Consider the following 23879-nt stretch of genomic DNA (forward strand, 5'->3'; position numbering starts at 1 on the left):
ACCCTTTGAGCTATTTTTTGAACGCTTAGCATTCAAGTTTAAGTCTTGTTTCATTACTTGGTTTTGTTTTGCCTTCCTAAATAACCTCTACAGTATGCCTAATCCTCAGGTCGTTTTTATTCCGACGCCCGGCAAAGACGAAGCCCCGCTCTCGAAAGTCCAGAAAGAGTTTAATCGGCTGACCAATAAAATTGGCGAGTTAGAGGATAATCTAAGTCTCTTCCGATCAGCCGCTACTACTATTCAGCAACGCATCTATACCGAGTATGAGCCTTTGTTGCAAGAGTTCAATCAACTACGGACCAACCTCGTGCGCGTGTTCGATCATGCATACGAACGACCAGAAACAACCAAAGCGGAGAAGAAAAAACTGGTCGACCTGATCGTCAATCTGACCTATAATCTGATTAGTGAACACGGCCTGGACGAACTCAAACCGATCTTCGATAAGTACGATACCGACGGCTTTGATACTACCGATGCTGAAGCCGACCAGCAGGTTTCTGAGGTAATGAAAGAAATGGTCAGTTCGATGTACGGAATCAAGTTCGACGAGAATGCGGATATCAGTACGCAGGAAAAGTTTATGGCGTACATAGAGGAACAGTTGCAGACCCGACAGGCCGATGAGCAGCGGGAAGCGGAAGAAAAACGGGCAAAAAAGCCAAAATCAGCAAAGCAACAGGAGCGTGAAGCCAAAAAACAGCTTGAAGAACGTAACATCACGAAGGCCGTACGAACCCTCTACATGGACCTGGTAAAGGCTTTTCACCCCGACCGAGAACCCGACGAAGCGGAGAAAACACGCAAAACCGAAATTATGCAGTGTGTGACCGAAGCCTACGAAAAAAGCGACCTTCTTGCTCTGCTTCGGCTCCAGCTTGAATTCAACCGGATCGACCAGCAACATCTGGAATCGCTGGCCGAAACCCAGTTGAAGTACTACAATAAAATTCTGAAGCAACAGGCCGATGAACTTAGCGACGAACTAGTTGGTCTGCAAAGTCAACTATCGGGCATGCTTGGCAAACCGTTCATGATGGTCAATTCGGTCTTAGGACTTGAATTCAGTTTTAACAACGACATTCGTGCGTTAAAAAAGGACATTAAAGCCACCAAGAAAGATGTAAAAGACCTCTCCGACCCTGCCATTCTGAAAGCCTGGCTCAAGTCTTATAAAATTCGGAAGGCTGATGATACAGATCTGTTTTTCAGCTAATTCTGACCGAAGCCTTGTTTATATTAGGGCTGCCTGCTCACAACGACTTTCCAGTCGGCACCACTGAACACCTTATACTTCTCCGAAAAATTGCCCTGATTAACGGCAATCGAAAAGTTCAGTAGACTATTGATATAGGCCACATCATCGCCAACGGGTGATTCACCAAACGTATTGACCATCCGAACGGATTTATCGTACAGCGTTTCGTTTTTATGCATAATCTGCACACGTAGCATCTCGCCGGACTTAGCACCCAGTTGTGACAACATCGCTTTGGGAATATTAGTCCAGACATTACCATACTGAATATCAAGAGCTGGAATGTTTCCTTTCAGCATACCGTTTGAAAACTCGGCTTTCTGATACGGCAAACGAACCACGTCTTTACGAACGGTTGAACCGACTTGTTGAAATGTTATGGTGCGGGATGCCAGCCGGGCAGCCGTGTAGGCATAGACATCACGTCCGTGAAAAGTATACGACTCATTCGAATTTTTCAGTCGATTGACAGTTTCGTCAATTTCCCGGATCTCGCTGATGCCCAAATGCTCCGCAATTAATGTCAGGGTACCGTTATCAGGCGTCACAATATAATGACCTGATTTTGTGAGCAATACAACCGAGTGCCGATCTGTACCAACGCCGGGGTCACAGACCGAAACAAAAACGGTTCCTTTCGGGTAATAGGGGACTGTCTGATGAAGTCGGTAAGCAGCTTGCCAGATATCATAAGCGGGTATTTCATGCGTGAGATCAAACAGTTTTAGGTCGGCTGAGACGCCCATGGCCACGCCTTTCATGGCTGACACAGCTCCATCTTTCAGACCAAAATCAGATTGAAAAACAACAATACCATTCTGAGCCGTAGCAAGTTGACGGAAGCAAAAAAGAATCAGAAAGGTGACTGTAGTGCGTATAGTCATAAAAGCAGAGATTGGCGCATGAATCGCAAAGATATTGCCTGCCAGCTTTTTCCAGGCACTGTTATCTTATTATTAACCCCCTTCTTCAGGCAGCATTTATCCGTAAATTAGGTGCTGCATCCCGCCAAGAGTACAATCAAATCAGCTTTATATACACGTTAAGACTTATCTATGAAGGATGACTCATTGTATACCTATCTAACAAATTTAGTAAATAGTGAAGATCGGTGGGCTCCGAATACTGTTGTCAGGCAAAAGTTCGATAGAGCGGTTTACATTTATCAGCCCGGCGATCAACAAACCTGCATTCACCTGATTGAACGAGGTGTGGTAAAAATTGGCAGCTACTCGCCCGATGGCGAACGGGTAGCTTATGATATATTACAGCCCGGCGAATTTTTTGGCGATCTGAATTATCTGGATGATACCGAATTTTTTGAGTTTGCAAAAGCGGTCACGAGTGTAACCGTTCTATCTATTGACCTTCGTTTTTTTAAACACATCATTGTTCACAACCCAATTGCATCCGACTGGTTTAATAGCAACGTTGTTCGACGATGGTGGAAAGCCGAAACCCGGCTACTCTATATGACTCGTGGTGATATAGATGCCCGGCTGGCCAATCTTCGGAAAGAATACGACAAACTCGTTCGTGACAATGAAGGCAAGTCCCATAACGTGTTTAACTTATTATCTCTTCAGGTACTGGCCGATCTTACTGGAACAACCCGACAAACTATTTCCAAGAAACTAAAAGAAGCCGTGTTCTAGCCGAAAACAAGCGTATTTACAGGCCAGTGTTGAGTTAATGTTAACCCAATGTAAAGGCAATATCAAGGATTAAAAATAGGTTAAAATCTAACATATGGCTGTGGGTGAGTAATCGGACTTTTGGTGTTCATCACCAACTCGATCATGAACACTATGCGGCAACGTTTAGCTTATTTTCTCTGCATTACAGCGTATTTTACACTTTTGGCTGGCACCAACCTCTTCGGACAGGCTACCGATGCCAGTATTATCGGCCTGGTAAAAGGAACAAATGGCGAGGTATTACCGGGCGCAACCGTTACTGCCCGCAACGAATCGACGGGGTTCCAGATCAATACGATCACCAATACTGATGGGCGATTTACGTTCAGGCAGGCTCCTCTTGGCGGACCCTATACAGTTATTGTTTCGTATGTCGGTTATGTTAATCAATCCCGAACAGGTTATCGGCTCAATCAGGGCGACCAGGTGGTGATCAATGTTAATCTGGCCGAAAATACCAACGAGTTGCAGGAGGTAAAAGTGACAGAAAACGCACTCAAAAGCCGAGTCGATCGGTTAGGCGCTTCCACGGCTATCACGGCCGACAATATTGCCAAATTGCCCGTCAACAACCGAAGCTTCACCAACTTATTAGCCCTGTCGCCATTAAGTAACGGCGGTAGCGTTGGCGGCCAGTTACCATCATCGACCAATTACCTGATCGACGGGGCCAGCGCACGCAATAACCTGACCAGTGGTGCCCTGGGCAGTGGACCTTATTCGTTATCGCTCGAAGCCATCCGTGAGTTTGAAATCACAACCAATGACTACGATGTAACGAAAGGACGTCAGGGCGGAGGGTCGGTTAGTGTCGTCACTAAATCAGGAACAAATCAAATTACCGGTACGGCTTTCACCTATTACAACGCCAGTGGCTTGTCTAGCGCCAGAGACATTCGCGGTAATGTTCGAGCGGTCGATTTCAGTCGATTCCAGTATGGGTTCAGCTTAGGTGGCCCTATTATCAAGGACAAACTCCATTACTTTGTTGCGCTGGATCGGCAGACAGAATCATCCCCTTTTTACATCGCTGACATTCGATCCGATGCTGATGCCAATGCACTGGGTATCAGCAAAGCCGTACTGGACAGTGTCATCACGATTGGGCGGCAGAAATATGGATTGAGCAATACGCAGCAAGTGGGAGAATTCAGCCGGGAAACCGTGGCCAATACCCTCTTTACCCGTCTGGATTGGCAGATCAATCCCAGAAACATCCTCACGATCCGCAATAATTTCAGCAACTGGAACAACCCCAATAGTAATAACGACAACTCAGCGATCAATTTATTTGAGGTATATGGCAACTTCAAATCCCGGGAGAATAGCACCCTGATCTCCCTCCGCTCTACGCTGAAGCCGACACTGATCAATGAATTGAAAGTACAGTATCAGTCGGCTACCCGAAATTACGAAGCCAACAACCTGTTGCCATCAGCCAATATTCCCCGCGCCATCGTCACGGTTCGTTCGATATTGCCAAACGGTCGAAGCAGCAATACCTCCGTTCAATTGGGAGGACAGCGATTCACTCCAGAACGCAATCTGGAAAACCAGGTCCAACTGGCCAATACCCTTTATTGGAACAAAGGGCGGTATAATTTCACATTCGGGACCGATAACACGTTGACGTATCTGGACACCTATATTTCCAATGAGCAAAATGGCCGGTTTATTTTCAACAGTCTGAGCGAGTTTAACAATCTGAATCCATCACGCTATGCTCGGGAAGTACCGATCAATGGGATTCCATCGGTGCAGCAGTATGTACTCAATGCGTCGTTGTTTGGGCAGGTGCAGTTCAATCCTCATCCCGATGTGGCTGTACAGGCAGGCTTACGCTGGGATCTGACCAGCTATCTGACAAAAGGCGATTATAACCCAACAGTAGAACGGGCATTAGGACTGCGTACCGATGCCAATCCAACTGACTGGAATAATATTCAGCCCCGCTTTCAGTTGACCTGGAACCCAGGTGGTAGAAACCGGGATGTATTCCGGCTGGGAGGTGGCGTATTTTCAGCATATGTCATCAACTACGCCCAGGTGAACAACATTCAGAATAGCGGAACCAAAGTTGCCTCAATCGATGTAACGCGACCCGCCAATGTAAACCAGCCTAATCCAGTGCCGGTGCCAAATTTTGTGTCTTACCGCAACGACCCCAGTACGGCTCCAGGCATACCAGCGGGCACCAACATCGTGTCGACAATCAATCTGAATGACCCCAACTTTCAGGTGCCTACTATTTATAAAGCAAACGCAGCCTACAGTCGATTTATCGGCGATAATATCCGGCTGGGGGCCAACGTCCTGTATACATATACAACAAATAATTACGTGTATATCGACAAGAATCTGGTCGATCAGCCTGCTTTTACGCTAACCAACGAAGCCAACCGGAGTGTGTTTGTACCTGCCAATACGATCGCTACTAGTAGTGGTCAGACCGATAACGTGCTGGGACGTAAAACGCAGGAAGTTGGCCGAACACTAATGCTGACCAATGGCGCCCGGCTTAAAACTCTGACGTTTGTTGTTGATGGCGAGATTCGTCTGCCGCGTAACGGATCACTGGCCTTCAGCTATACCTGGAACGATGCCAAAGACAACACATCCTACAATGGAAACGTAGCCAATACATCTACGTTCAGGCCCGTCAAGAGTGATCCGCGCAGCCTGAATGAGATCAACTATTCGGACAATCAGTTCCGGCACAAACTCGTAGCCTACGGGTCGACACCGGCTATTGGGGGCGTTGTGCTTAGTGTACGTTTTACGGGTATGGGTGGGACACGCTATTCATTATTAGTAGATGGCGACATCAACGGTGACTTTGTCGGTGGGCCTGGTAACGATAATGACCTGGCCTTTGTCTTTGATCCTACGAATCCGGAAGTAGCCCAATCGGTTCGCACATCGATCCAGCGCGTGCTTGACAATCCCGACAACCGTGCCGCGAAGCATATTCGCAACAGTATTGGCTCTATTGCCGATCGGAACGGTGGTGAAAATGGATTTTCGGGTACGTTCGATGTACGGCTCTCAAAGATTTTCAAGACCTATAAAACTCAGAAATTAGAGGTTTCGGTAGACGTTTTCAACTTTGCAAACCTACTTGGCCAGGCCCTGGACGGTGTTATAACGAAAGGTGCCGAAGCAACTTCAGGCCGGAATTGGGGTGGAAATTTCAATCTTGGCAATCAAACACTGCTAACACCATCTGGTTTTAATGCCACAAGTCGCCAGTATGCTTACCGCGTCAATGAAAACGTAGGGGTTACGCAGAAAAACGGCACTCCATACTCCGTACAGTTAGGAGCCCGCTATTCGTTCTAATTCGGACGCAACTCAGAAAAAGCCATTGGTCGAAATGCCAGTGGTTTTTTTATTGGATTTCTGGCCTATTCTTACCTCCCAAAATGCAACCGCTACAACTGTACTATATTCAGCTGCGGTCAGCCACAGGTTTTCATGATAGGGTATTGTGCGATAGGTAAAGTACGATACCGGAATTATCGCAGACCAAACCAACGGATACCGAAATCGGGTGAAGACCGAAGCCGCAACGACCGTGGTGATATACCAGGGATGTACCGTCGTTGCAAAACCGAAATAGAGGGTCAAGATTGCCAATATCTGCGCCGGAACCGATACGTTACGCCACCGGAACGAAATCCACAAAATGCTCAGCGTTGTTGTAATCGACAGCCAGAAGCCAATGGTTTCAATGGCATTATACCCCTTAATCCAATAACCAACAGACCGCAGAACATAATACACACTGGCATTAAATTCAAATTTCTGAAAATACAGATTTACGCTCGATACTACATTTTGAACCAGTTCCAGACTCGCAAATGGCAAAAACTGGAGAATAGTGAAAACACCGGCTAGCGTGGCATAAACCATTCCCTTTCGCCAGCCTAGCCATCGAACAATCAGTGGCAACAGCAATAAAGGCAGCAATTTTGTACCAATGGCCAGTGCCAACGCAGCCGCGGAACGTATCCAGCGTTCTGTCAAAAGCCACCAGCCAGCCAGCAGCGTAAAAAAGATCATAACGGCCTCAAAATGCAAGTTTCCTGTCAGTTCCAGAATAACCAGCGGATTCAGTCCATATAATAGAGCCAGATTGGGGTTACGGTTCAACCGACGAAATAGCCTGGTCATTAACCAAAGCGACCCTATTTCACTAAGCAGAATTGGAATGCGCAACCAGACAATATTACCCAATAAACTATGTGGCGATAGCCAGGCAGCCAGTCCGAATATTGCCTGATTTAAAGGCGGGTAGACCGTGAAATAATCTGGAGAATTAAGTTGCTGAAACAACACTCGGTCTAAACCGGCTGTGGCAGCTAAATCGGTTTCAACAAGTCTGGATGGCAGATATAGATACGGATTAAATCCATGTGCCAGCAGACGCCCATCCCAAACGAATCGATACACATCGTCGGAAAGGCAGGGAACGGCAAAGAGCAATAGGAGCCTAAAGCCGATTGCTGAAGCAAACAGGACACGGTCAGTCGACCCTTCGCGCTGCTTATCAATCCGGCGAATCGCCCATGTATACCCCAGCAATAAGACAGTCGATAAACTAATCAACCATCCGAATTGCTGACGGGTAACGAAATAGGCCAGGGTAACATACGAAGCGGCCGATAAAATCAACCAAAGAAAACGAAGCGGAGTTACGATCATACGCTCACCGGCACGGGGCGAGCCAACCGCACAGCGGGGCTGGCCGGACGACGTCCCGATTGGATGAGCGAATATACAGCGACCATTCCAAACCCAACCATCAGCATACAATGCAGAAAGAACATCCGGAAATCATGCGTGTAAATAGCAAGCATCAGCCCTCCGAAAAAATAAATGGCTAAAGCCCCTTCTGCCAGTGTCAACCAACTCAATTGACGACTAACATACTTATTGGCATCCCAACGATCAGTGGCCGTTCGTACATTGAATTTAGGGGTTCGGATGAACGGTGTTTTTCGCCCGATGTACCCTTCAATGACGGCAATTGTGTTGTGCAGCGACAGACCCATCATCAGTGACGAGTACATGGTAAAATACCAGGCTAATTTTGACTTGTTTCCCTGTTTCAGTAACCAGAACGGAATACCATAAAATGAGATCAGAATCAGAAGATTAACCTGAAACAGGTTGATCACAAAAAACGCGTTTTCCCATTCCGGATGTCGATGACGAATATAAATAAGTGGCACACTCAACACACCAAGCAGTAATACCAGAATAAACGTAGCACTACTGAATAAATGAAAAAATGCATGGAGCTTGCTGACCAGCGAGACATTCGGTGCTTTCAGAACCTTTACGAATAGTTTGCGGGCGCATTCGGCGGCACCCTTCATCCAGCGGTATTGCTGTGACTTTAGCGCATTCATCGCTACGGGCAATTCAGCAGGCGAACCAACATCCTCACGATAAACGAATTTCCAGCCGCGCAGTTGAGCCCGGTAGCTTAAATCGAGGTCTTCAGTGAGGGTATCGCTCTGCCAGCCACCAGCATCGGCAATGGCGGACTTACGCCAGACGCCCCCGGTACCATTGAAATTAGCCAGAAAACCGGCAGCATACCGTCCGCTTTGCTCAATGGTAAAATGAGCATTTAGACCAAATGCCTGCAATTGAGTCATCAGCGAGAAATCTTCGTTAAGATGCTCCCAGCGCGTTTGTACAATAGCTACTTTCGGGTCTCTGAAATGGGGTATTGTTTTGAGCAGAAAATCAGCGTCAGGCACAAAATCGGCATCAAAAATCGCGATAAACTCCCCTTTTGCAAACTCCAGACCATAAGCTAGCGCACCGGCCTTGAACCCTTTGCGTTCCGGCCGCTGAACATGCTCAATGGCAAAGCCCTGCCGTTGATACGCTTTTACTTTATTGGCAATGATCTGTACGGTTTCGTCGGTAGAATCATCGAGTACCTGAATATCGAGCCTGTCTTTAGGATAATTCATCTGCACGACGGCGTCGATCAATCGCTCAATGACGTAGAGTTCGTTATAGACTGGCAACTGTACGGTTACGCGGGGGAATTTGTCTGGCTCTAGTGTACCAACCGACAGGATAGCTTCCCTGCGTTTTCGCTCAGAACGCAGGTAGATGATAATCAGGCTTAACTGGCCACAGTTGTAGAGAAACAATAGCCCCAAAGCCAGCCCATACAGAATCAGGACTGAAATTTCCATATTGTCGAAAAAACAAAATTGATCTAACGTTGAGTTCGTTGCCGGGCAATTATGAACAATTGCCCGGTTATTAATTACCAGTACTTGAAAATCGTCGTAATAATCTTGTAACCTGCCAGCACCGTGCCCTTCACGGTTCCTGAAATTTTTGAGAACCCAATTCGCTTTCGATAGTTGACCGGAACCTCTGTGATCCGTAGTCCTTGCTTTGCTGCCTTCAGTTGCATCTCAACAGTCCATCCGTACGTTGTATCCCGCATGTTCAAAGCCAGTAGTTTATCAAATCGAATCGCCCGAAACGGACCAAGATCCGTATAATGAACCCCATACAGCCAGCGAAGCAACGTTGTAGCCAGCCAGTTACCAACCAATTGCTGCGGTGTCATCGAGCCCCGCTGTCGGTTACCCAGTGCCCGCGAACCAATCACCATATCTGCTTCATCGTTTAGAATGGGCGCTACCACCTGTGTCATTTCGTTGGGAAAATCCGAATAGTCAGCATCAATGAAAACAACAACATCTGGCTTTTGTTGCCGATTGTGAGCGTAGGTGATTCCGGCCAAACAAGCCCGTCCGTATCCCTGAATTGGCTCGTTCAATACGGTGGCTCCAGCGCGGGCCGCTTCAACCGCCGTTTGGTCATTCGAATTGTTGTTGACCACGACAACTTCATCCACCAGACCTACCGGAATTTCACGGATGACGTTGCCAACCGAGTTTTCTTCATTGAAGGCAGGAATGATAACGAGTATTGAGTACAAAATATAGCTAAGCAGTTTGTGTGAGCAAGAAATTGGGGCATTAAGGCGAATAGGAAGGGCCTGGTTTAGTATTGCTTTATCCCAATTATCTATTCGCTCATTTACCCATCCCAAAGATAGGATGCCAAATTCAATCAAAATGTTATATACTTGACATATGGAAATATCCTTTATTGGTGCGGGTAACCTCGCCTGGCACCTTGCTCCAGCCCTCGAAAACGCGGGACATCACATCAATGAAGTTTACAGTCGGCAGCTTCAGCATAGTCGTCAGTTGGTTAGTAATCTCTACGATGCCCGGACTCATTCAGATCTGAATTTTGCTGACAGCCCCTCAAAATTATTTGTCCTGGCCGTTCCCGACGACGCCCTCGACTCGGTCTGTTCTCGACTCGTATTGCCCGAAAACGCTACGCTTGTTCACACATCAGGCAATAAATCGCTCAGTGCGCTTCAAAACTGGATGGCTATTTATAGCGATGTTCCGGTACAAACGGGTGTGTTTTACGGATTACAGACGTTTACTAGAGGTCAGTCTTTTATGGACTTCGGCGAGATACCTCTCTGCATCGAAGCATCCGACAAAGTAACGGAAGACGCTCTCGTCAAGTTAGGGCAGGAATTAAGTGATATTGTTTACCTGCTTACGTCGTCAGAACGCCAAACGCTCCACCTGGCAGCCGTCTTCGCCTGTAATTTCACCAATCATCTATTAAGCATTGCTCATGATCTGAGCACTGCCGATGGCCTGGAATTCGAATTGCTGCAACCCATTATCCGGGAAACGATCCGCAAGGGACTGGCGGCCAATAATCCCGCCGATGTTCAGACAGGGCCGGCCCGCCGGGGCGATATGACAACGATCGAAAGCCATTTATCCCAGTTATCATCGCAACCGCAACTGGCCGAAATTTATCAGATCATGACCGAAAATATCAGGCATCGATATGGTCGATGAATCAGAGAATAGTATAGGTTTTCAAAAATCAGCTTTTGTTGTATCACTGGTAACTTGGTTTTACCTTTCCCTAAGTCACATTTAATAAATTATCAAAGACTTGGGCAAAATCAACAAATGATATAGTTTTACTTTATTTTTAAACAAAATTGATATACCTCCTGCTCATGTAACTAACTCATTTGCGTATATTTCGCGCTGTTAGTACTTTATGGAGAAAAGTTTTCTCAACTATTATTTGAGAATTCTACTAACCAGTGATCCTTTGATGGAACAGGTGTAATTAATTGACCGGTATGGGTGCGTTAAAACGATTAGACGGAACGTCTGTTTCTGAGGGCAGTTCTGCGGATACTGAGCGGCTTGCGTTGTACGAAAAGTTTGGGGCTATGGCGTATGGCGTTATCTTACAGATAATTCCCCAACCTGAGCTGGCGCAACAGATTTTAGTCGATTTATTTGCCTCTCCTGAAATGGATCAGTGTCTGAAAGCGCCTACCAGTCTGGCCTGTAATATAATTCGGCTAGCCCGTACCAAAGCGCTCGAAGCCAATAGGATCGCAACAACTGCCAATCCATTACCTGCAGAACCTCAACAACCCGAGAACGACAATACAGAGAAGCTTATATTTGATCTATCGTTCCGCCAGGGCTATGCGCTCGGAGCGATTGCCGAACGATTGCAAATGCCATATGCAGATGTCATGAAGTCTATTCGCGATTATTTTAAGTATCTTCGTACATCTTAACTGTCCTCGCCTTGAAGAATTATCACTATTTGACAAATGGCGTTTTAGAATCATATCTATTAGGCCTGGTGTCTGACGATGAGAAACAGGAGGTAGAACGTTTGTTGACTACTGATCCGGAAATATTATCTCATTTGAATGAGTTGGAAACAGAAATGGAGCAGTATTTTTTGCGTAACGCTGTTCCTCCGCCACCAGCCGTCAGGAAGGCGATTTTGGAAAAAATAAATAAGAACGAGCTCAAAAAGCGCGATCCGGAAGAGTACACCCGTTTCAAACCAGAGCCATCAGACGAATCGGTAAAACCCAATTACATAGATGTCGAAGTAGATGATACCCACATTCGGGTGCATAAATACTGGCGCCCGGCTTTTATTGCCGTGTTTATTCTATCCAAGATTTTTTTGATCCTCGGACTTTACTATTATTTCAAAACAAACAGTCTCGAACAGGAAATTATCCGGCTTAAAGCAGCCTCTCAGCAAACATCCCCGCTGCCATCTGGTGTAACACCTTAGGTTACATTTGGGTTGACTGACTGTCATAAGGCAAACGAATTGCCCGTTAGCAGACAATCTCTTTCCCATGAAGCAACGTATAGTTATTGTTTTAGCCTATTTCTCTTCTTTCGCTCCTGCCATTGGGCAATGGCAATTACAAACAGTTCAAACTACCGCCAGCTTTCGGTCGGTGAGCGTATCAGGGCCTAATGTTGCCTGGATTGGTGGCACTCAGGGCACCTTTGTTCGTACAGCGGATGGCGGTCAAACCTGGCAAACGGGGAGTGTTCCGGATGCCCAATCATGCGATTTTCGCGATGTACAGGCCATTGATGAGCAAACCGCTTACTTAATGAGTGCTGGCCCCGCCGAAAAAGATCAGGCTCGCATCTATAAAACAACTGACAGCGGAAAAACATGGGCGCTCCTGTACAGAACACAACAACCCGGAGTTTTCTTCGACGGAATGGATTTCTGGGATAAACAGCATGGCATTATTTTCAGTGATCCAGTCGATAACAGATGGTTCATTCTCACGACCGACGACGGCGGAAAAACGTGGCAACCTGTGCCTCCCGGCAACATACCCCTGATGCACCCCAATGAAGCTGCCTTTGCAGCCAGTGGCACCAGCCTTGTCATACAGGGCAAACGAAACGTATGGATTGCCTCGGGTGGGGCCATCAATTCACGCGTATTCCGCTCCAGCGACCGCGGCCGGACCTGGAGTGTCAGCAATACGCCGTTACCGGCTGGCGATGCTACAGGTTTGTTCGGAATGCAGTTTTTTACCGAGAAAGTAGGAATGGTTGTTGGTGGTAATTACAAGCAGGAGCAACAAACCGGCCCTAATGCAGCCATCACCCGCGACGGTGGCGATACCTGGCAACTTGTTGCCCAGACTGACCCACCTGGCCTTAAAGAAGCCATTGCGCTTATTCCTGGCGATCGTTTGCTTACTGTAGGGCCATCTGGCACGAGTTTATCGGCCGATCAGGGTCAAACCTGGCAAAAAATCGACACGGACGGATTCCACTCCCTCGCCTGTGCAAAAGGCACTTGCTATGCTGTAGGGGCCAAAGGAAAAATAGCCGTACAACGATTTAAATAAGTGAGTTCAGTAAGGGGAAGCTTAGGTGATTTCCACCATCATCCCCTTACTGAACTCACTTATTCACAAAAGCTTATCCAACGTAATCGGCAACTCCCGAATTCGTTTACCAGTAGCGTGAAAAACGGCATTGGCAATGGCGGCAGGCATGCCAACGATACCGATTTCGCCAAGTCCTTTCGCTCCAAGAGGATTCACGATAGTATCATGTTCTTCAACAAAGATGACGTCAAGATCATGAATATCGGCGTTAACGGCTACATGGTATTCGGCTAAATTATGATTCATGAATCGACCAAAAGTGTGATCCATCACACTTTCTTCTTCAAGTGCTTTACTGATCCCCCAAACCATGCCACCAATAATTTGAGAACGGGCAGTTTTGGGGTTCATGATACGGCCACCCGCAATGGCGCTCACGGCCCGCGTTACCTGAATCGTTCCCAGTTCTTCATCGACCTGAACTTCAACAAACACTGCCGAATGCGTATTTCGGGCGTATTTTCGTTGTTCCAGCATATTCGGTAACGAAGTCGACGTTTCCCGAACAGCCCGACCTCCATTTGAATCGACTACGGCCAGCAATGAAACCGATGTAGTCGGATCGTTTTTCAGACGAATGGATTTGTTCATAAACTCGACTTCATCAAGGCTTTTTTTCGCAAACGGAGAATTCGGCATTTTCTTCGCCAGTTTGAACAGTTTTTTGCCCAGATCTTCGCAGGCGACTTTGACGGCCGAACCGACCGTTGCCACCGTCCAGGAACCACCCTGAATGGGCGCTAAGGGCAGATCAGAGTCACCCAGCTTAAACAGCACATCCTCAACCGGAATCCCGAGTGTATCGGCAGCAATCTGCGTCATAACAGTGTATGTACCGGTCCCGATATCAGCCGTAGCACTGCTCACGCGCAATTTTCCGTTGACCATCAGAACGGCTTCTGCCCGCGCGGGTCCCTGCGTGGCATCCCATATACCGACTGCCATTCCCCACCCGATGAGTGTATGATTAGTTCGCATTGATCGGGGTTCAGGGTTGCGTTTAGACCAGCCAAATCGCTCGGCCCCCTGCCGAAAACATTCTCTAAGCTCTTTGCTCGAATAGGGCAAGTCTTCGTTCATGTCCCGGTCTGTATAATTTTTCAGACGCAATTCGAGCGGGTCCATCCCGATTTTATAAGCCAGTTCATCAACTGCACACTCAAGAGCCGACACGCCCGTTACTCCGCCCGGCGCCCGCATATCGAGTGGCGTGTATACATCCAGCGGGACTAGTTCATAGCTAAGTTTGACGTTTTCGGCGGAATAGAGCATGCCCGCCCAGTTGACCACTATTTCAGTATAATCTTCAAATTGTGAGGTTTCGGCAACGGCATCATGACGGATCGCATTCATCGTTCCATCTAGAGAGCCACCCAAACCCACTGTTTGTATCGTAGCGGGTCGGTGACCAAATGTGAACATCTGCTGGCGGGTCAGGGTCACCCGTACCGATCGCTTCAGTTCACGAGCGGCCAGCACTGCCAAAAACAACTGGTATTGAGGGCGTAGCCCGGATCCGAAACCTCCCCCAACGTAAGGCGATAGTACGCGTACATCACTAAACGGCATATCAAATACCTGTGACACATATAACTGGCTGTTGGGAGCACCCTGTGTTTTGTCGTATATCGTTAGCTTCCCTTTTCGCTCATAAACCACCGTCGTAGCAAACATCTCCATGGGGTTGTGATGCTCAATGGCATGAACATACTCCTCCATGACCTGCCCGGCCGATTCAGCGAAAGCCTCCTCAAAATGGCCGCGAGGTTTAGGCGGTGGTGGCTTCAATAAGCTCGCTACACCCAGCTTGGGCTTACGAGCTTCGTCCCGATTTGCTTCCAGATCCGTTTCGTGCGGTTCAATGGTATAATCGACCTTAACCAGCGAAGCTGCATACCGGGCCAGTTCAAAGTTTTCGGCCACAACCAGTGCAACAGGCTGACCACTATACTTTATTTTCTCATCCTGCAACGGCCTGAACGGCGAACCTGGGGGTGCATCCTGGTCTTTATAGTTTAGATCGAACCACGCCAGTTTTGGCCGGTTCTCATGCGTAAAGACCTGTAAGACCCCATCAAGGCTAAGAGCATCACGAGTATCGATACGGTTTATTTTGCCTTTGGCAATAGCGCTTGACACTACGTATCCATAGGCTAAACCCGGCACATTGAACTCACCGGCATATTTAGCTTTGCCAGTCACTTTATCGAGCCCATCAACACGGCTCAGCGGCTTTCCGATGTATCGAGTCATACGGTTGGTTCGAGTTTAGCAGCCTGCCCTAACGCCCGCACGATAGCACGCTTAGCCAGTTCTATTTTGAATGTATTATGTCCATATCCCCGCGCCCCCTCAACCAGCGCTTCAGCTATGGGCTGAAAACTGGTTTTAGTGGCTGGCTTACCAATCAGCATAGCTTCTACTTCCTGCTTTCGCCAGGGCTTATGTGCCACACCACCTAATGCAATTCGGGCATCGGTAATCTGGCCATCTTCTATTTCGAGAGCCGCAGCTACCGATACCAGGGCAAACGCATACGAAGCGCGGTCGCGAAGTTTGAGATAGGTATGGTACTCAGAAAACCCTTTTGCGGGTAAATCAATAGCGACCACTAATTCGCCGGGTTGTATGGTATTGTCGTATTGTGGCTCATGACCTGGTAGCCGGTGAAAATCAGCGATTGGAATGGTTCGCTCACCCGATGGGCCCGATACGCGGACAACGGCATCAAGCGCACGTAAAGCAACGCACATGTCCGATGGGTGAGTCGCGATACAACTCTCGCTCGTACCCAGAATAGCATGAATGCGGTTATAGCCGTTCAGGGCACCACATCCAGAACCGGGCTGGCGTTTGTTGCAGGGCATCGCCGTATCGTAAAAATAATAGCAGCGTGTGCGTTGAAAGAGATTGCCGCCGTTTGTTGCCATATTTCGCAGCTGAGGAGATGCTCCCGCCAGAATAGCCTGCGACAGGAGTGGATAACGCGTTTCTACCTGCTCATTATAGGCCGTATCAGCGTTTGTCACTAAAGCGCCAAGCCGTAGCCCCCCGTCTTCAGTATCCTCAATTGTGCTGAGCGGGAGCCGATTAATGTCGATGAGTCGATTAGGTCGTTCGACATTCTCCTTCATCAAATCGAGGAGATTCGTACCACCAGCTATAAATTTAGCCCCATTGTGAGTTGCCAAATCGTCTACAGCAATCTCAATATCATCGGGACGGGCGTAAGAAAAGCTATTCATAACATCAGGCCTTTACATCGATTTGCATTACTTCACTAATCGCATCTACAATGTGGGGATATGCACCGCAGCGGCATATATTACCACTCATCAACTCCCGAATGTCGTCGGCAGTGCGCACTCGCCCTTCGTTGATCAATCCTATGGCCGAACAGATCTGGCCCGGCGTGCAATAGCCGCATTGATAGGCATCATGCTCAATGAAAGCGGCCTGAAGCGGATGTAATTGAATCGAAGAGCCGTCGCCGTCGCTGGCAATTCCTTCGATAGTCGTTATTTCGGACCCTTCTTTCATGATCGCCAGCGTCAGGCACGAATTAATCCGCTTTCCATCAACCAGCACAGTGCAGGCACCACACTGTCCATGATCGCAGCCTTTTTTGGTGCCGGTCAGGTTCATGTATTCTCGTAGCGCGTCGAGTAAGGTTGTCCAGGGAGCTAATTCGAGTTGTTTTTCCTCGCCGTTTACGGTTAACGTAACCAATCGTTTGACTGGCAACGAAACCTCATTCGGAAGTACCTCAGGAGGTAAGAGTGTCGTCTGCATACTGTCTATTAAGCAATAGTTAATCAGATGAATGGTAGAACGGACCCTTCAGGCGGATGTTCAAAAAACCAGAAGATCAGCAACTGTTCAGGCGATCGAGTTATTGACCGGCCCGGCCAATCGCATAAAATACGTGCTTATTGATCATCGACTTTTGAGACTTTTTCAGCAATTAGCCTCTGATAGTCTTCCCGATGATCTTACTCCAGTCATTTTTTCAGTGGTGCAATAGCTTGCGTTTTATGCGTTGCCAGCATTATCTTTGTATCGTTAAAAACGAATCACTCTTTCCATGTAGGATTTAAGTAAGATCGATGGTTGTCTACCATCATCTGTTCCAGCTCAGCGGAACGTTTTGGCAAAAAGTTGTCAATAGGCCAATTACGCAGTCCCTCTGTGTAGTGGCTATTACTTAAATCTCATGTAATTCTCCTTCCATAACGGGCAATTTCGAATTGCTCAGTCAGCAAGATAGCAAACGCCATCACGGGCTTGTTTGGCTATCCGTATTCTATTTTTCCCATTCGTTTATCCCATTCAATTTAGTACAATCATGAGTATTGTAGCTAAGTCACTTTCCTATATACATCCCGATGGAGGGGTGCTGTTTCAACGCATAAACGTATCCATTCTTACTGGCGAAAAAGCGGCTTTGGTAGGAAATAATGGCGCAGGCAAATCAACTTTTCTGCAATTAATTGCAGGTCGTATTCTACCAGCCGAAGGCGAAATTATTTGTTCGGGAAAACCCTATTACGTACCCCAACATGTAGGTCAATTCGATGATTATTCCGTAGCAAAAGCATTAGGAATACAGGAGAAGCGGAACGCCTTACGGGCCATTCTCGACGGGGATGTATCTTCCCAAAACTTTACAGTTTTGAATGATGACTGGGAGATTGAAGAACGTGTGACTACCGCACTGGCCTATTGGCATTTACAGCATCTGGACCTTTTTCAAACCATGAATTCATTGAGCGGAGGAGAGAAAACAAAGGTTTTTCTGGCGGGAATAGGCATTCATTCTCCTTCCATCATCCTTCTTGATGAACCCTCCAATCATTTGGATTCAGAAAGCCGTGATTTACTCTATGAGTTCATTATCAAGAGTAGAGAAACCATTCTGGTGGTTAGCCATGACCGTACATTGTTAAATCTGCTGGACAAGACGCTGGAATTGAGTAAAAGTGGCATTGAGGTCTATGGCGGAAATTATGCGTTCTATAAAGACCAGAAAGATGGTAAATTAAATGCGCTGCACAATCAACTGGACGAGCAGGCGAAGACTCTGAAACAAGCCCAGCAGAAAGCCAGGGATGTTGCGGAACAACGTCAGAAGAAGGAAGTCCGGGGAAAGGCGCAAGGCCAAAAACAATCGTTGCCCCGCATTGTTGCCGGTGGACTTCAACGCAAAGCAGAGCAAAGTACCGCCAAATTGAAAGATGTTCAAACCGAGAAAATAAATGGCATTGCGGATAACGTTAAACAAATCAGGTCCCAAATTCAGGAAAATCAGGCTTTAAAGCTCGATCTTCGAAAATCCGATCTACACAAAGGAAAGCTGTTGATCGATGCCAGGGCCATAAATTTCTCCTATAGCGACCAATACCTCTGGCAGTCTCCTTTGACCTTTCAGGTTCGTTCTGGCGACCGAATAAGGATAGCGGGCAATAATGGTTCCGGCAAGACAACGCTCCTGAAACTAATGACGGGTAATTTACAGCCGTCGGTCGGAGTACTTTTTAGGGCTGATTTCCACCATGCCTACATAGATCAGGACTATTCGATCATCGACAACCAGCTTTCGGTTATTGAGCAGGCCCAAAAATTCAATACCCGACCGCTGCTGGAGCATGACCTGAAAATGATGTTGCACCAGCATCAATTTCCCAGGGAGAGCTGGGACAGGAAATGCGCTGGACTCAGTGGAGGTGAAAAGATGAAACTGGTGCTTTGCTGCCTGGAAATCGGCAATAATACGCCCGACCTACTCATTCTGGATGAACCTACCAATAATCTGGATGTGCTTAGTCAGGAAATACTGACAACGGCGGTAAAGAGTTTTAACGGTTCTGTACTGGTCATTTCACATGACCAGTATTTTATTGATGAGATTCTGGTAGAATCAACGATCAGCCTGAATTAATGCCGGTCATTCGTTAAATCTACCGATGAACCTTTAGTCTAGGCAAAGGGGAATAGTTCAGTGGATATTCCGCAACTGCTTACCTAATAAATTGATTTATTTTAAGATAAGTAGTTGGTTCACAAAGGTTTTCTTCTCTAAATCTCTCCAGTGAAGCTAGTGAGAGATTTAGAGAAGAAACCAGTAAAGGCATTTGCCTATTCATATCTCGCCACTTTACTCATTTGCCCTAAAATAGCAACCTGTATTTGTTCGTTATTCTGCCGTGTTGAACGATTAACGCTGCTCGGTTATGCCTGTGAAAACGGCTTTATCACTACCCACTATTTTAGTAAGCATGGCCTTGTTTGGCCCCCTGATGGCTCAAACGCCAGCGCAGGAAACATTCATCTGCAAATACACAGGCGGAAACAGTGGTCCGCAGGTTATCTGTGCAAACACGAACGCGCCCTCTACTGGCCACGCCGAACGTGTGGTAGACCGAATTTTAAAACCAATTGGCCTGGTGCGCAACTTCAAGGTTATGGAGTGTGCCAATACCGACAACTGCTTTGCTACAGTGGTTAAAGGCCAGCGTTTTATAATTTATGATGCGGCTTTCATGCAAGGTATCGAAGAAGAAACTGAAACCGACTGGTCGGCCATCAGCATCATGGCGCACGAGATCGGTCATCACCTTCAGGGACACACGATTGATGGACGGGGCGGTCAGCCGCTCAAGGAAATTGAAGCCGATAAGTTTTCGGGATTTGTCCTGCATCAGCTGGGCGCATCACTCGATGAAGCGACCGTAGCTGTCAGGGCGCTCGGCGACGAACATGCCACATCAACGCACCCGGCCAAACCTGCCCGCATCGAAGCGATCCGAAAAGGCTGGCTGGAAGCTGAAGCGATGTATCCCAAAAACCGGACAGCCGTTAAAACCCCAACAGCGATGGCTCCCAAGCCTATCGCTACTAACACCAATACAACAGCTGCCCCATCGCGACCCGTTGTTGCTCCCACTTCCACCGCCCGCGCCACAGTGGGCTGTGTTTCCGGCGACTGCCAGGATGGAACAGGAACCTTCGTGTACCCCACCCGCGAACGTTATGCCGGTGAATTTGAAGAAGGCGATAAACACGGCGAAGGAGTCGAGTATTACGCCGATGGCAAGGTAAAGTACAAAGGTAACTTCCGGGATAATCTTCGTTCGGACTACGGCGTTTATTTCTTCCTGAACGGCGATAAGTATGCAGGCTGGTTTCAGAAAAACGTGCCGAATGGCAAAGGGACCTACTATTTCGCAGATGGTGGCCGTTTGGTGGCAACGTTCAAAAATGGTCAGCCAATAGCAGGTGGTGTTTTTTACAATGCCGATGGTACAAAAGCGGAATAAATAGCTAGTAACGCAAAGCGGTGGGCGAACAGGAGAAATGGGCACTACTAACCCAGCCTCCTCTCGCCCACCGCTTTGTTTTTCGCTAGGCTATTGACTAAAATGCCAGCGCCGTTTTTTCAATAATATCGCATGCTTCGTGCATCTGGTCTTCGTTAATAACGAGCGGAGGGGCAAACCGGATTTTATCGCCGTGAGTCGGCTTGGTCAACAGACCGTTGTCTTTTAGTTTAAGACAGATTTCCCAGGCCGTTTCGGAGCCAAGCTCGGGCCGTTCGGCAATGACAATGGCATTGAGTAATCCTTTCCCGCGAACAGATTTTACAAGATCCGTTTTCTGACTCAACGCAGTCATACGAGCCCGGAAAATGTCGCCCATCGCTGCTGCGTTCTCCGCCAATTTCTCGTCGTCAACAACCTGAAGCGCTTCCATCGTGACAGCACACGCCAGCGGATTTCCTCCATAGGTGCTGCCGTGTTCGCCGGGCTTAATCGTCAGCATTACCTCGTCTGACGTCATTACCGCCGATACGGGCATTGTGCCACCCGACAGTGCTTTACCCAATACCAGCAGATCAGGCTTTACGTTTTCATGATCGCAGGCTACTCGTTTACCGGTACGACCGATTCCGGTTTGGACTTCATCGGCAATAAACAGGACATTATATTTCGTGCACAAATCGCGAACACCACGCAGGTAGCCTTCGTCAGGCACAACGACTCCGGCTTCGCCCTGAATGGGCTCAACCATAAATCCGGCAATATTCGGGTCGCTTTTAAAAGTATCCTCCAGTGCGTTCAGGTCGTTATAGGGGATGATAATGTAGCCGGGAACCAACGGACCAAAGTCGTTTGTACTGCTCGGATCTGTCGATGATGAAATGGCAGCCAGCGTTCGCCCCCAGAAATTTCCGGCAGCGTAGACGGTTTTAGCCTGATCCTGCTGGATACCTTTCACTTTATAAGCCCATTTTCGGGTCAGCTTAAGAGCCGTTTCTCCCCCTTCAGCGCCAGAATTCATGAGAAGCGCTTTATCATAGCCAAAATATTCGCAGAGGAATTTTTCGCACAGACCCGTTTTATCATTATAAAATGCCCTCGATGTAAGCGTCAATCGTTGCGCCTGCTGAATCATTGCATTAATGATACGTGGATGGCAATGGCCCTGACTAACCGCACTATAAGCAGACAGAAAATCAAAGTAGCGCTTCTCCTCCACATCCCACACAAAGACCCCTTCGCCCCGCGTCAATACGGCCGGAATCGGATGGTAATTATGTGCACCGTAGTGCCATTCCAGTTGCATGGCCTGGTCGGCGGCTGAAATCGGTGTTGTCGTTTCCATAGCTCGCAGTGAAATAAGTTTAATATATTTAGGCGCCAGATGCTGGATTTTAGCCATTGGCCGATTGATGCTGTGCCTAACCACGTGTCAACGCCAAAACGCAATACCCAAAATCAAACAGGCCGTTTGCTCAAAAATACAGTTATTCAGGCATATGCCCAAAAGCATGTCATCGCAGCCCGAGAAGAAAAAAATTGCAGGTTTAGACAACACTGATTATTACTATACACCCGAAGGTTTTGTTGTCTTTACGGCCGCCTATCATCTCAAACGAGGTTATTGTTGCCGGAATGGTTGCCGGCATTGCCCGTATGGATTCAAAAAAAAGGAGTAATGAGTTGCAGATTATGAATAGATTAGGTAATTTTGCGCCCTCATACGGAAAACGAGTACGGTAATGGCCAGAGTTTGTCAAATAACAGGAAAACGCACGCGTACGGGAAACAATGTTTCTCACGCCAACAATAAAACCAAGCGTAAATTTTTCCCGAACCTGCAAAAGAAGCGGTTCTTCGTCGAATCAACCGGCGAGTGGGTTACGCTGAAAGTGGCTACATCGGCCATTAAGACCATCAACAAAAACGGTCTGGAAGCAACGCTCCGCAAGGCATACGAGCGCGGTACGCTGTCGGTATAGTCTTTCGCAAGATATTTATCAGTGAGCCTCTTCCGCTACGGAGGAGGCTTTTTGTGTTTGTAATTACGGTTTTGAGTTTACGGTATTCGGCAATTCTATGCCGACTTCACTAAATTGACAATCGTAAAACCAAAAACGGTTTTTCATGAAACTGAACTTTGAAGACCTCATCGTTTTCGAAAACGATGATTATATACTGATCAATAAACCACCTCACGTAGCCTCGCTCGACGAACGCACGGTTGACCGGGGTGGTCAAAGTATTGTGCGCATGGCAAAAGCCTACCATGCTGATGCACAACTCGGCCATCGGCTGGACAAGGAAACATCGGGAATTCTGGCCATCGCCAAAAATCCGGAGGCTTACCGGCATTTGGCGATGCAGTTTGAGCACCGTGAGGTTACGAAACGCTACCACGCCGTTACGAATGGTGTACACGATTTCGACGGCATTTCGGTCTATTTGCCCATTTCGCCCATCAAAGACGGAACGGCTGTCCGAATTGACCGGGAGAAAGGCAAGGTTGCTGAAACCATTTTCAATACGCTACAAGCCTATCGTACAACCACACTGGTCGAGTGTATGCCCATCACGGGACGAATGCACCAGATTCGGGTCCATCTGATGTGCCTGAAAGCGCCAATCGTCAATGACCCAACTTATGGAGGAGAACCCGTCTTTTTGTCGGATGTGAAGCGTAAGTTTAACCTTAAGCAGGGCACCGAAGAGCAACCGTTAATCCATCGGGTTGCACTCCACGCCCACTCGTTGACATTCAGCCTGTTGAATGGCGAAGAGAAGACATTTATAGCCCCCTATCCCAAGGATTTTGGCGTACTGGTGAAACAGTTGGAAAAATTTAGTTGAGTCGTTTGTGGCTTTCGGTTTACTGTTTGTGGTAGTTTCGCGTCGGCCTATTAACGCTATAAACTGTAAACCGAAAACTACAAACCCAAATGTTCGTTCATACTGTTTTCTTCTGGCTTAAACATCCCGAAAACGGGGATGACCACAATGCTCTCCGGGCTGGTCTGGAATCACTGAAAGCCGTACAGGAAATTTCGGCTGCCTACATCGGTACGCCCGCCGAAACCCGCCGACCTGTCATTGATCACTCCTACGACTTCACACTAACGTTTGTCTTTACCGACAAAGCGGCCCATGATGCGTATCAGGTACATCCAATTCACGAGGCATTTGTAGCCAAGTGTTCTCACCTGTGGGGGCGGGTTCAGGTATATGATGGCGTAAGTTAAGAACAGGAGCGGGGAGAATGACTT

At 47.6% G+C, this 23879-nt stretch carries 21 protein-coding genes; 13 read left to right on the forward strand and 8 right to left on the reverse strand.

The features are described 5' to 3' along the window. The first annotated feature begins 94 nt into the window (after positions 1-94). Entirely contained in the window at positions 95-1219 is a 1125-nt protein-coding gene (locus tag G8759_RS34970; protein WP_167218365.1) for a hypothetical protein, read from the forward strand. Between the two features lie 23 nt (positions 1220-1242). Here G8759_RS34970 and G8759_RS34975 read toward each other — a convergent pair whose 3' ends face one another. Continuing rightward, positions 1243-2145: an SAM hydrolase/SAM-dependent halogenase family protein gene (locus G8759_RS34975; protein WP_167218367.1), complete on the reverse strand. Its 903-nt coding sequence runs from the start codon at positions 2143-2145 to the stop codon at positions 1243-1245. Positions 2146-2316: 171 nt separating this feature from the next. Here G8759_RS34975 and G8759_RS34980 point away from each other — a divergent pair, with 171 nt between their 5' ends. Both G8759_RS34980 and G8759_RS34985 read left to right on the forward strand, forming a co-directional pair. After that, positions 2317-2916 carry a Crp/Fnr family transcriptional regulator gene (locus tag G8759_RS34980; RefSeq protein WP_167218369.1) on the forward strand — a complete coding sequence of 200 codons (600 nt, stop codon included), beginning with the start codon at positions 2317-2319 and terminating at the stop codon, positions 2914-2916. 153 nt (positions 2917-3069) lie between these two features. After that, positions 3070-6297, forward strand: a complete 3228-nt coding sequence (locus G8759_RS34985; protein WP_232074068.1) for a TonB-dependent receptor — start codon at positions 3070-3072, stop codon at positions 6295-6297. Between the two features lie 12 nt (positions 6298-6309). On the opposite strand, the gene mptB is transcribed toward G8759_RS34985, so the two are convergent. The 3 genes from mptB to G8759_RS35000 form a co-directional block, all read right to left on the reverse strand. Continuing rightward, complete coding sequence (gene mptB / locus G8759_RS34990) at positions 6310-7662, reverse strand: polyprenol phosphomannose-dependent alpha 1,6 mannosyltransferase MptB (protein ID WP_167218373.1); 1353 nt, start codon at positions 7660-7662, stop codon at positions 6310-6312. Next, positions 7659-9179, reverse strand: coding sequence for a cellulose synthase family protein (locus tag G8759_RS34995; protein WP_167218375.1), 1521 nt, complete (start codon positions 9177-9179; stop codon positions 7659-7661). Before G8759_RS34995 ends, mptB begins: the two co-directional genes overlap by 4 nt. Before the next feature lie 74 nt (positions 9180-9253). Then, positions 9254-9940, reverse strand: coding sequence for a glycosyltransferase family 2 protein (locus G8759_RS35000; RefSeq protein WP_232074069.1), 687 nt, complete (start codon positions 9938-9940; stop codon positions 9254-9256). A 157-nt stretch (positions 9941-10097) separates the two neighbouring features. Between G8759_RS35000 and G8759_RS35005 the strand changes: the two genes are divergently transcribed. From G8759_RS35005 to G8759_RS35020, 4 genes are all read left to right on the forward strand, one after another. Next, the gene (locus G8759_RS35005; protein WP_167218377.1) at positions 10098-10898 is read left to right on the forward strand and encodes a Rossmann-like and DUF2520 domain-containing protein; all 801 of its coding nucleotides are present in this window, start codon (positions 10098-10100) and stop codon (positions 10896-10898) included. Positions 10899-11194: 296 nt separating this feature from the next. Continuing rightward, positions 11195-11647, forward strand: coding sequence for a hypothetical protein (locus tag G8759_RS35010; RefSeq protein ID WP_167218379.1), 453 nt, complete (start codon positions 11195-11197; stop codon positions 11645-11647). Positions 11648-11658: 11 nt separating this feature from the next. Continuing rightward, entirely contained in the window at positions 11659-12165 is a 507-nt protein-coding gene (locus G8759_RS35015) for an anti-sigma factor (RefSeq protein WP_167218382.1), read from the forward strand. A gap of 67 nt (positions 12166-12232) precedes the next feature. Then, the gene (locus G8759_RS35020; RefSeq protein WP_167218383.1) at positions 12233-13258 is read left to right on the forward strand and encodes a WD40/YVTN/BNR-like repeat-containing protein; all 1026 of its coding nucleotides are present in this window, start codon (positions 12233-12235) and stop codon (positions 13256-13258) included. Between the two features lie 63 nt (positions 13259-13321). Here the strand turns inward: G8759_RS35020 and G8759_RS35025 are convergent, their stop codons facing one another. From G8759_RS35025 to G8759_RS35035, 3 genes are read right to left on the reverse strand one after another with little or no spacing between them, the layout of a single operon-like run. Further along, entirely contained in the window at positions 13322-15553 is a 2232-nt protein-coding gene (locus tag G8759_RS35025; RefSeq protein WP_167218385.1) for a xanthine dehydrogenase family protein molybdopterin-binding subunit, read from the reverse strand. After that, entirely contained in the window at positions 15550-16545 is a 996-nt protein-coding gene (locus G8759_RS35030) for an FAD binding domain-containing protein (protein WP_167218387.1), read from the reverse strand. The genes G8759_RS35025 and G8759_RS35030 overlap by 4 nt, the downstream gene beginning before the upstream one ends. 4 nt (positions 16546-16549) lie before the next feature. Next, complete coding sequence (locus G8759_RS35035; protein WP_167218389.1) at positions 16550-17092, reverse strand: (2Fe-2S)-binding protein; 543 nt, start codon at positions 17090-17092, stop codon at positions 16550-16552. Between the two features lie 553 nt (positions 17093-17645). Here G8759_RS35035 and G8759_RS35040 point away from each other — a divergent pair. Continuing rightward, a complete protein-coding gene (locus G8759_RS35040; RefSeq protein ID WP_167218391.1) occupies positions 17646-19238 on the forward strand; it encodes an ABC-F family ATP-binding cassette domain-containing protein in 1593 nt (530 codons plus the stop codon). A gap of 292 nt (positions 19239-19530) precedes the next feature. Then, positions 19531-20616: a hypothetical protein gene (locus G8759_RS35045; protein WP_167218393.1), complete on the forward strand. Its 1086-nt coding sequence runs from the start codon at positions 19531-19533 to the stop codon at positions 20614-20616. A 97-nt stretch (positions 20617-20713) separates the two neighbouring features. Here G8759_RS35045 and rocD read toward each other — a convergent pair whose 3' ends face one another. Beyond that, the gene (gene rocD, locus G8759_RS35050) at positions 20714-21961 is read right to left on the reverse strand and encodes an ornithine--oxo-acid transaminase (protein WP_167218395.1); all 1248 of its coding nucleotides are present in this window, start codon (positions 21959-21961) and stop codon (positions 20714-20716) included. A gap of 166 nt (positions 21962-22127) precedes the next feature. On the opposite strand from rocD, the gene G8759_RS35055 reads away from it, so the two are divergent. From G8759_RS35055 to G8759_RS35070, 4 genes are all read left to right on the forward strand, one after another. Next, positions 22128-22295 carry a DUF5522 domain-containing protein gene (locus G8759_RS35055; RefSeq protein WP_167218397.1) on the forward strand — a complete coding sequence of 56 codons (168 nt, stop codon included), beginning with the start codon at positions 22128-22130 and terminating at the stop codon, positions 22293-22295. A 63-nt stretch (positions 22296-22358) separates the two neighbouring features. Further along, positions 22359-22598, forward strand: a complete 240-nt coding sequence (gene rpmB / locus G8759_RS35060; protein ID WP_162388777.1) for a 50S ribosomal protein L28 — start codon at positions 22359-22361, stop codon at positions 22596-22598. A gap of 145 nt (positions 22599-22743) precedes the next feature. Continuing rightward, positions 22744-23466, forward strand: coding sequence for an RluA family pseudouridine synthase (locus G8759_RS35065; RefSeq protein WP_167218399.1), 723 nt, complete (start codon positions 22744-22746; stop codon positions 23464-23466). An 89-nt stretch (positions 23467-23555) separates the two neighbouring features. Then, on the forward strand, positions 23556-23855 hold the full coding sequence (locus G8759_RS35070; RefSeq protein WP_167218401.1) for a Dabb family protein: 300 nt from the start codon (positions 23556-23558) through the stop codon (positions 23853-23855). Positions 23856-23879: the final 24 nt, after the last annotated feature.

The sequence above is a fragment of the Spirosoma aureum genome (assembly GCF_011604685.1).
GTDB classification, from domain to species: domain Bacteria; phylum Bacteroidota; class Bacteroidia; order Cytophagales; family Spirosomataceae; genus Spirosoma; species Spirosoma aureum.

Coding starts and splice junctions, on each gene's coding strand:
- G8759_RS34970 (WP_167218365.1), top strand. CDS start 95: ATGCCTAATCCTCAGGTCGTTTTTATTCCGACGCCCGGCAAAGACGAA.
- G8759_RS34975 (WP_167218367.1), bottom strand. CDS start 2,145: ATGACTATACGCACTACAGTCACCTTTCTGATTCTTTTTTGCTTCCGT.
- G8759_RS34980 (WP_167218369.1), top strand. CDS start 2,317: ATGAAGGATGACTCATTGTATACCTATCTAACAAATTTAGTAAATAGT.
- G8759_RS34985 (WP_232074068.1), top strand. CDS start 3,070: ATGCGGCAACGTTTAGCTTATTTTCTCTGCATTACAGCGTATTTTACA.
- mptB (WP_167218373.1), bottom strand. CDS start 7,662: ATGATCGTAACTCCGCTTCGTTTTCTTTGGTTGATTTTATCGGCCGCT.
- G8759_RS34995 (WP_167218375.1), bottom strand. CDS start 9,179: ATGGAAATTTCAGTCCTGATTCTGTATGGGCTGGCTTTGGGGCTATTG.
- G8759_RS35005 (WP_167218377.1), top strand. CDS start 10,098: ATGGAAATATCCTTTATTGGTGCGGGTAACCTCGCCTGGCACCTTGCT.
- G8759_RS35010 (WP_167218379.1), top strand. CDS start 11,195: ATGGGTGCGTTAAAACGATTAGACGGAACGTCTGTTTCTGAGGGCAGT.
- G8759_RS35020 (WP_167218383.1), top strand. CDS start 12,233: ATGAAGCAACGTATAGTTATTGTTTTAGCCTATTTCTCTTCTTTCGCT.
- G8759_RS35025 (WP_167218385.1), bottom strand. CDS start 15,553: ATGACTCGATACATCGGAAAGCCGCTGAGCCGTGTTGATGGGCTCGAT.
- G8759_RS35030 (WP_167218387.1), bottom strand. CDS start 16,545: ATGAATAGCTTTTCTTACGCCCGTCCCGATGATATTGAGATTGCTGTA.
- G8759_RS35035 (WP_167218389.1), bottom strand. CDS start 17,092: ATGCAGACGACACTCTTACCTCCTGAGGTACTTCCGAATGAGGTTTCG.
- G8759_RS35040 (WP_167218391.1), top strand. CDS start 17,646: ATGAGTATTGTAGCTAAGTCACTTTCCTATATACATCCCGATGGAGGG.
- G8759_RS35045 (WP_167218393.1), top strand. CDS start 19,531: ATGCCTGTGAAAACGGCTTTATCACTACCCACTATTTTAGTAAGCATG.
- rocD (WP_167218395.1), bottom strand. CDS start 21,961: ATGGAAACGACAACACCGATTTCAGCCGCCGACCAGGCCATGCAACTG.
- G8759_RS35055 (WP_167218397.1), top strand. CDS start 22,128: ATGTCATCGCAGCCCGAGAAGAAAAAAATTGCAGGTTTAGACAACACT.
- rpmB (WP_162388777.1), top strand. CDS start 22,359: ATGGCCAGAGTTTGTCAAATAACAGGAAAACGCACGCGTACGGGAAAC.
- G8759_RS35065 (WP_167218399.1), top strand. CDS start 22,744: ATGAAACTGAACTTTGAAGACCTCATCGTTTTCGAAAACGATGATTAT.
- G8759_RS35070 (WP_167218401.1), top strand. CDS start 23,556: ATGTTCGTTCATACTGTTTTCTTCTGGCTTAAACATCCCGAAAACGGG.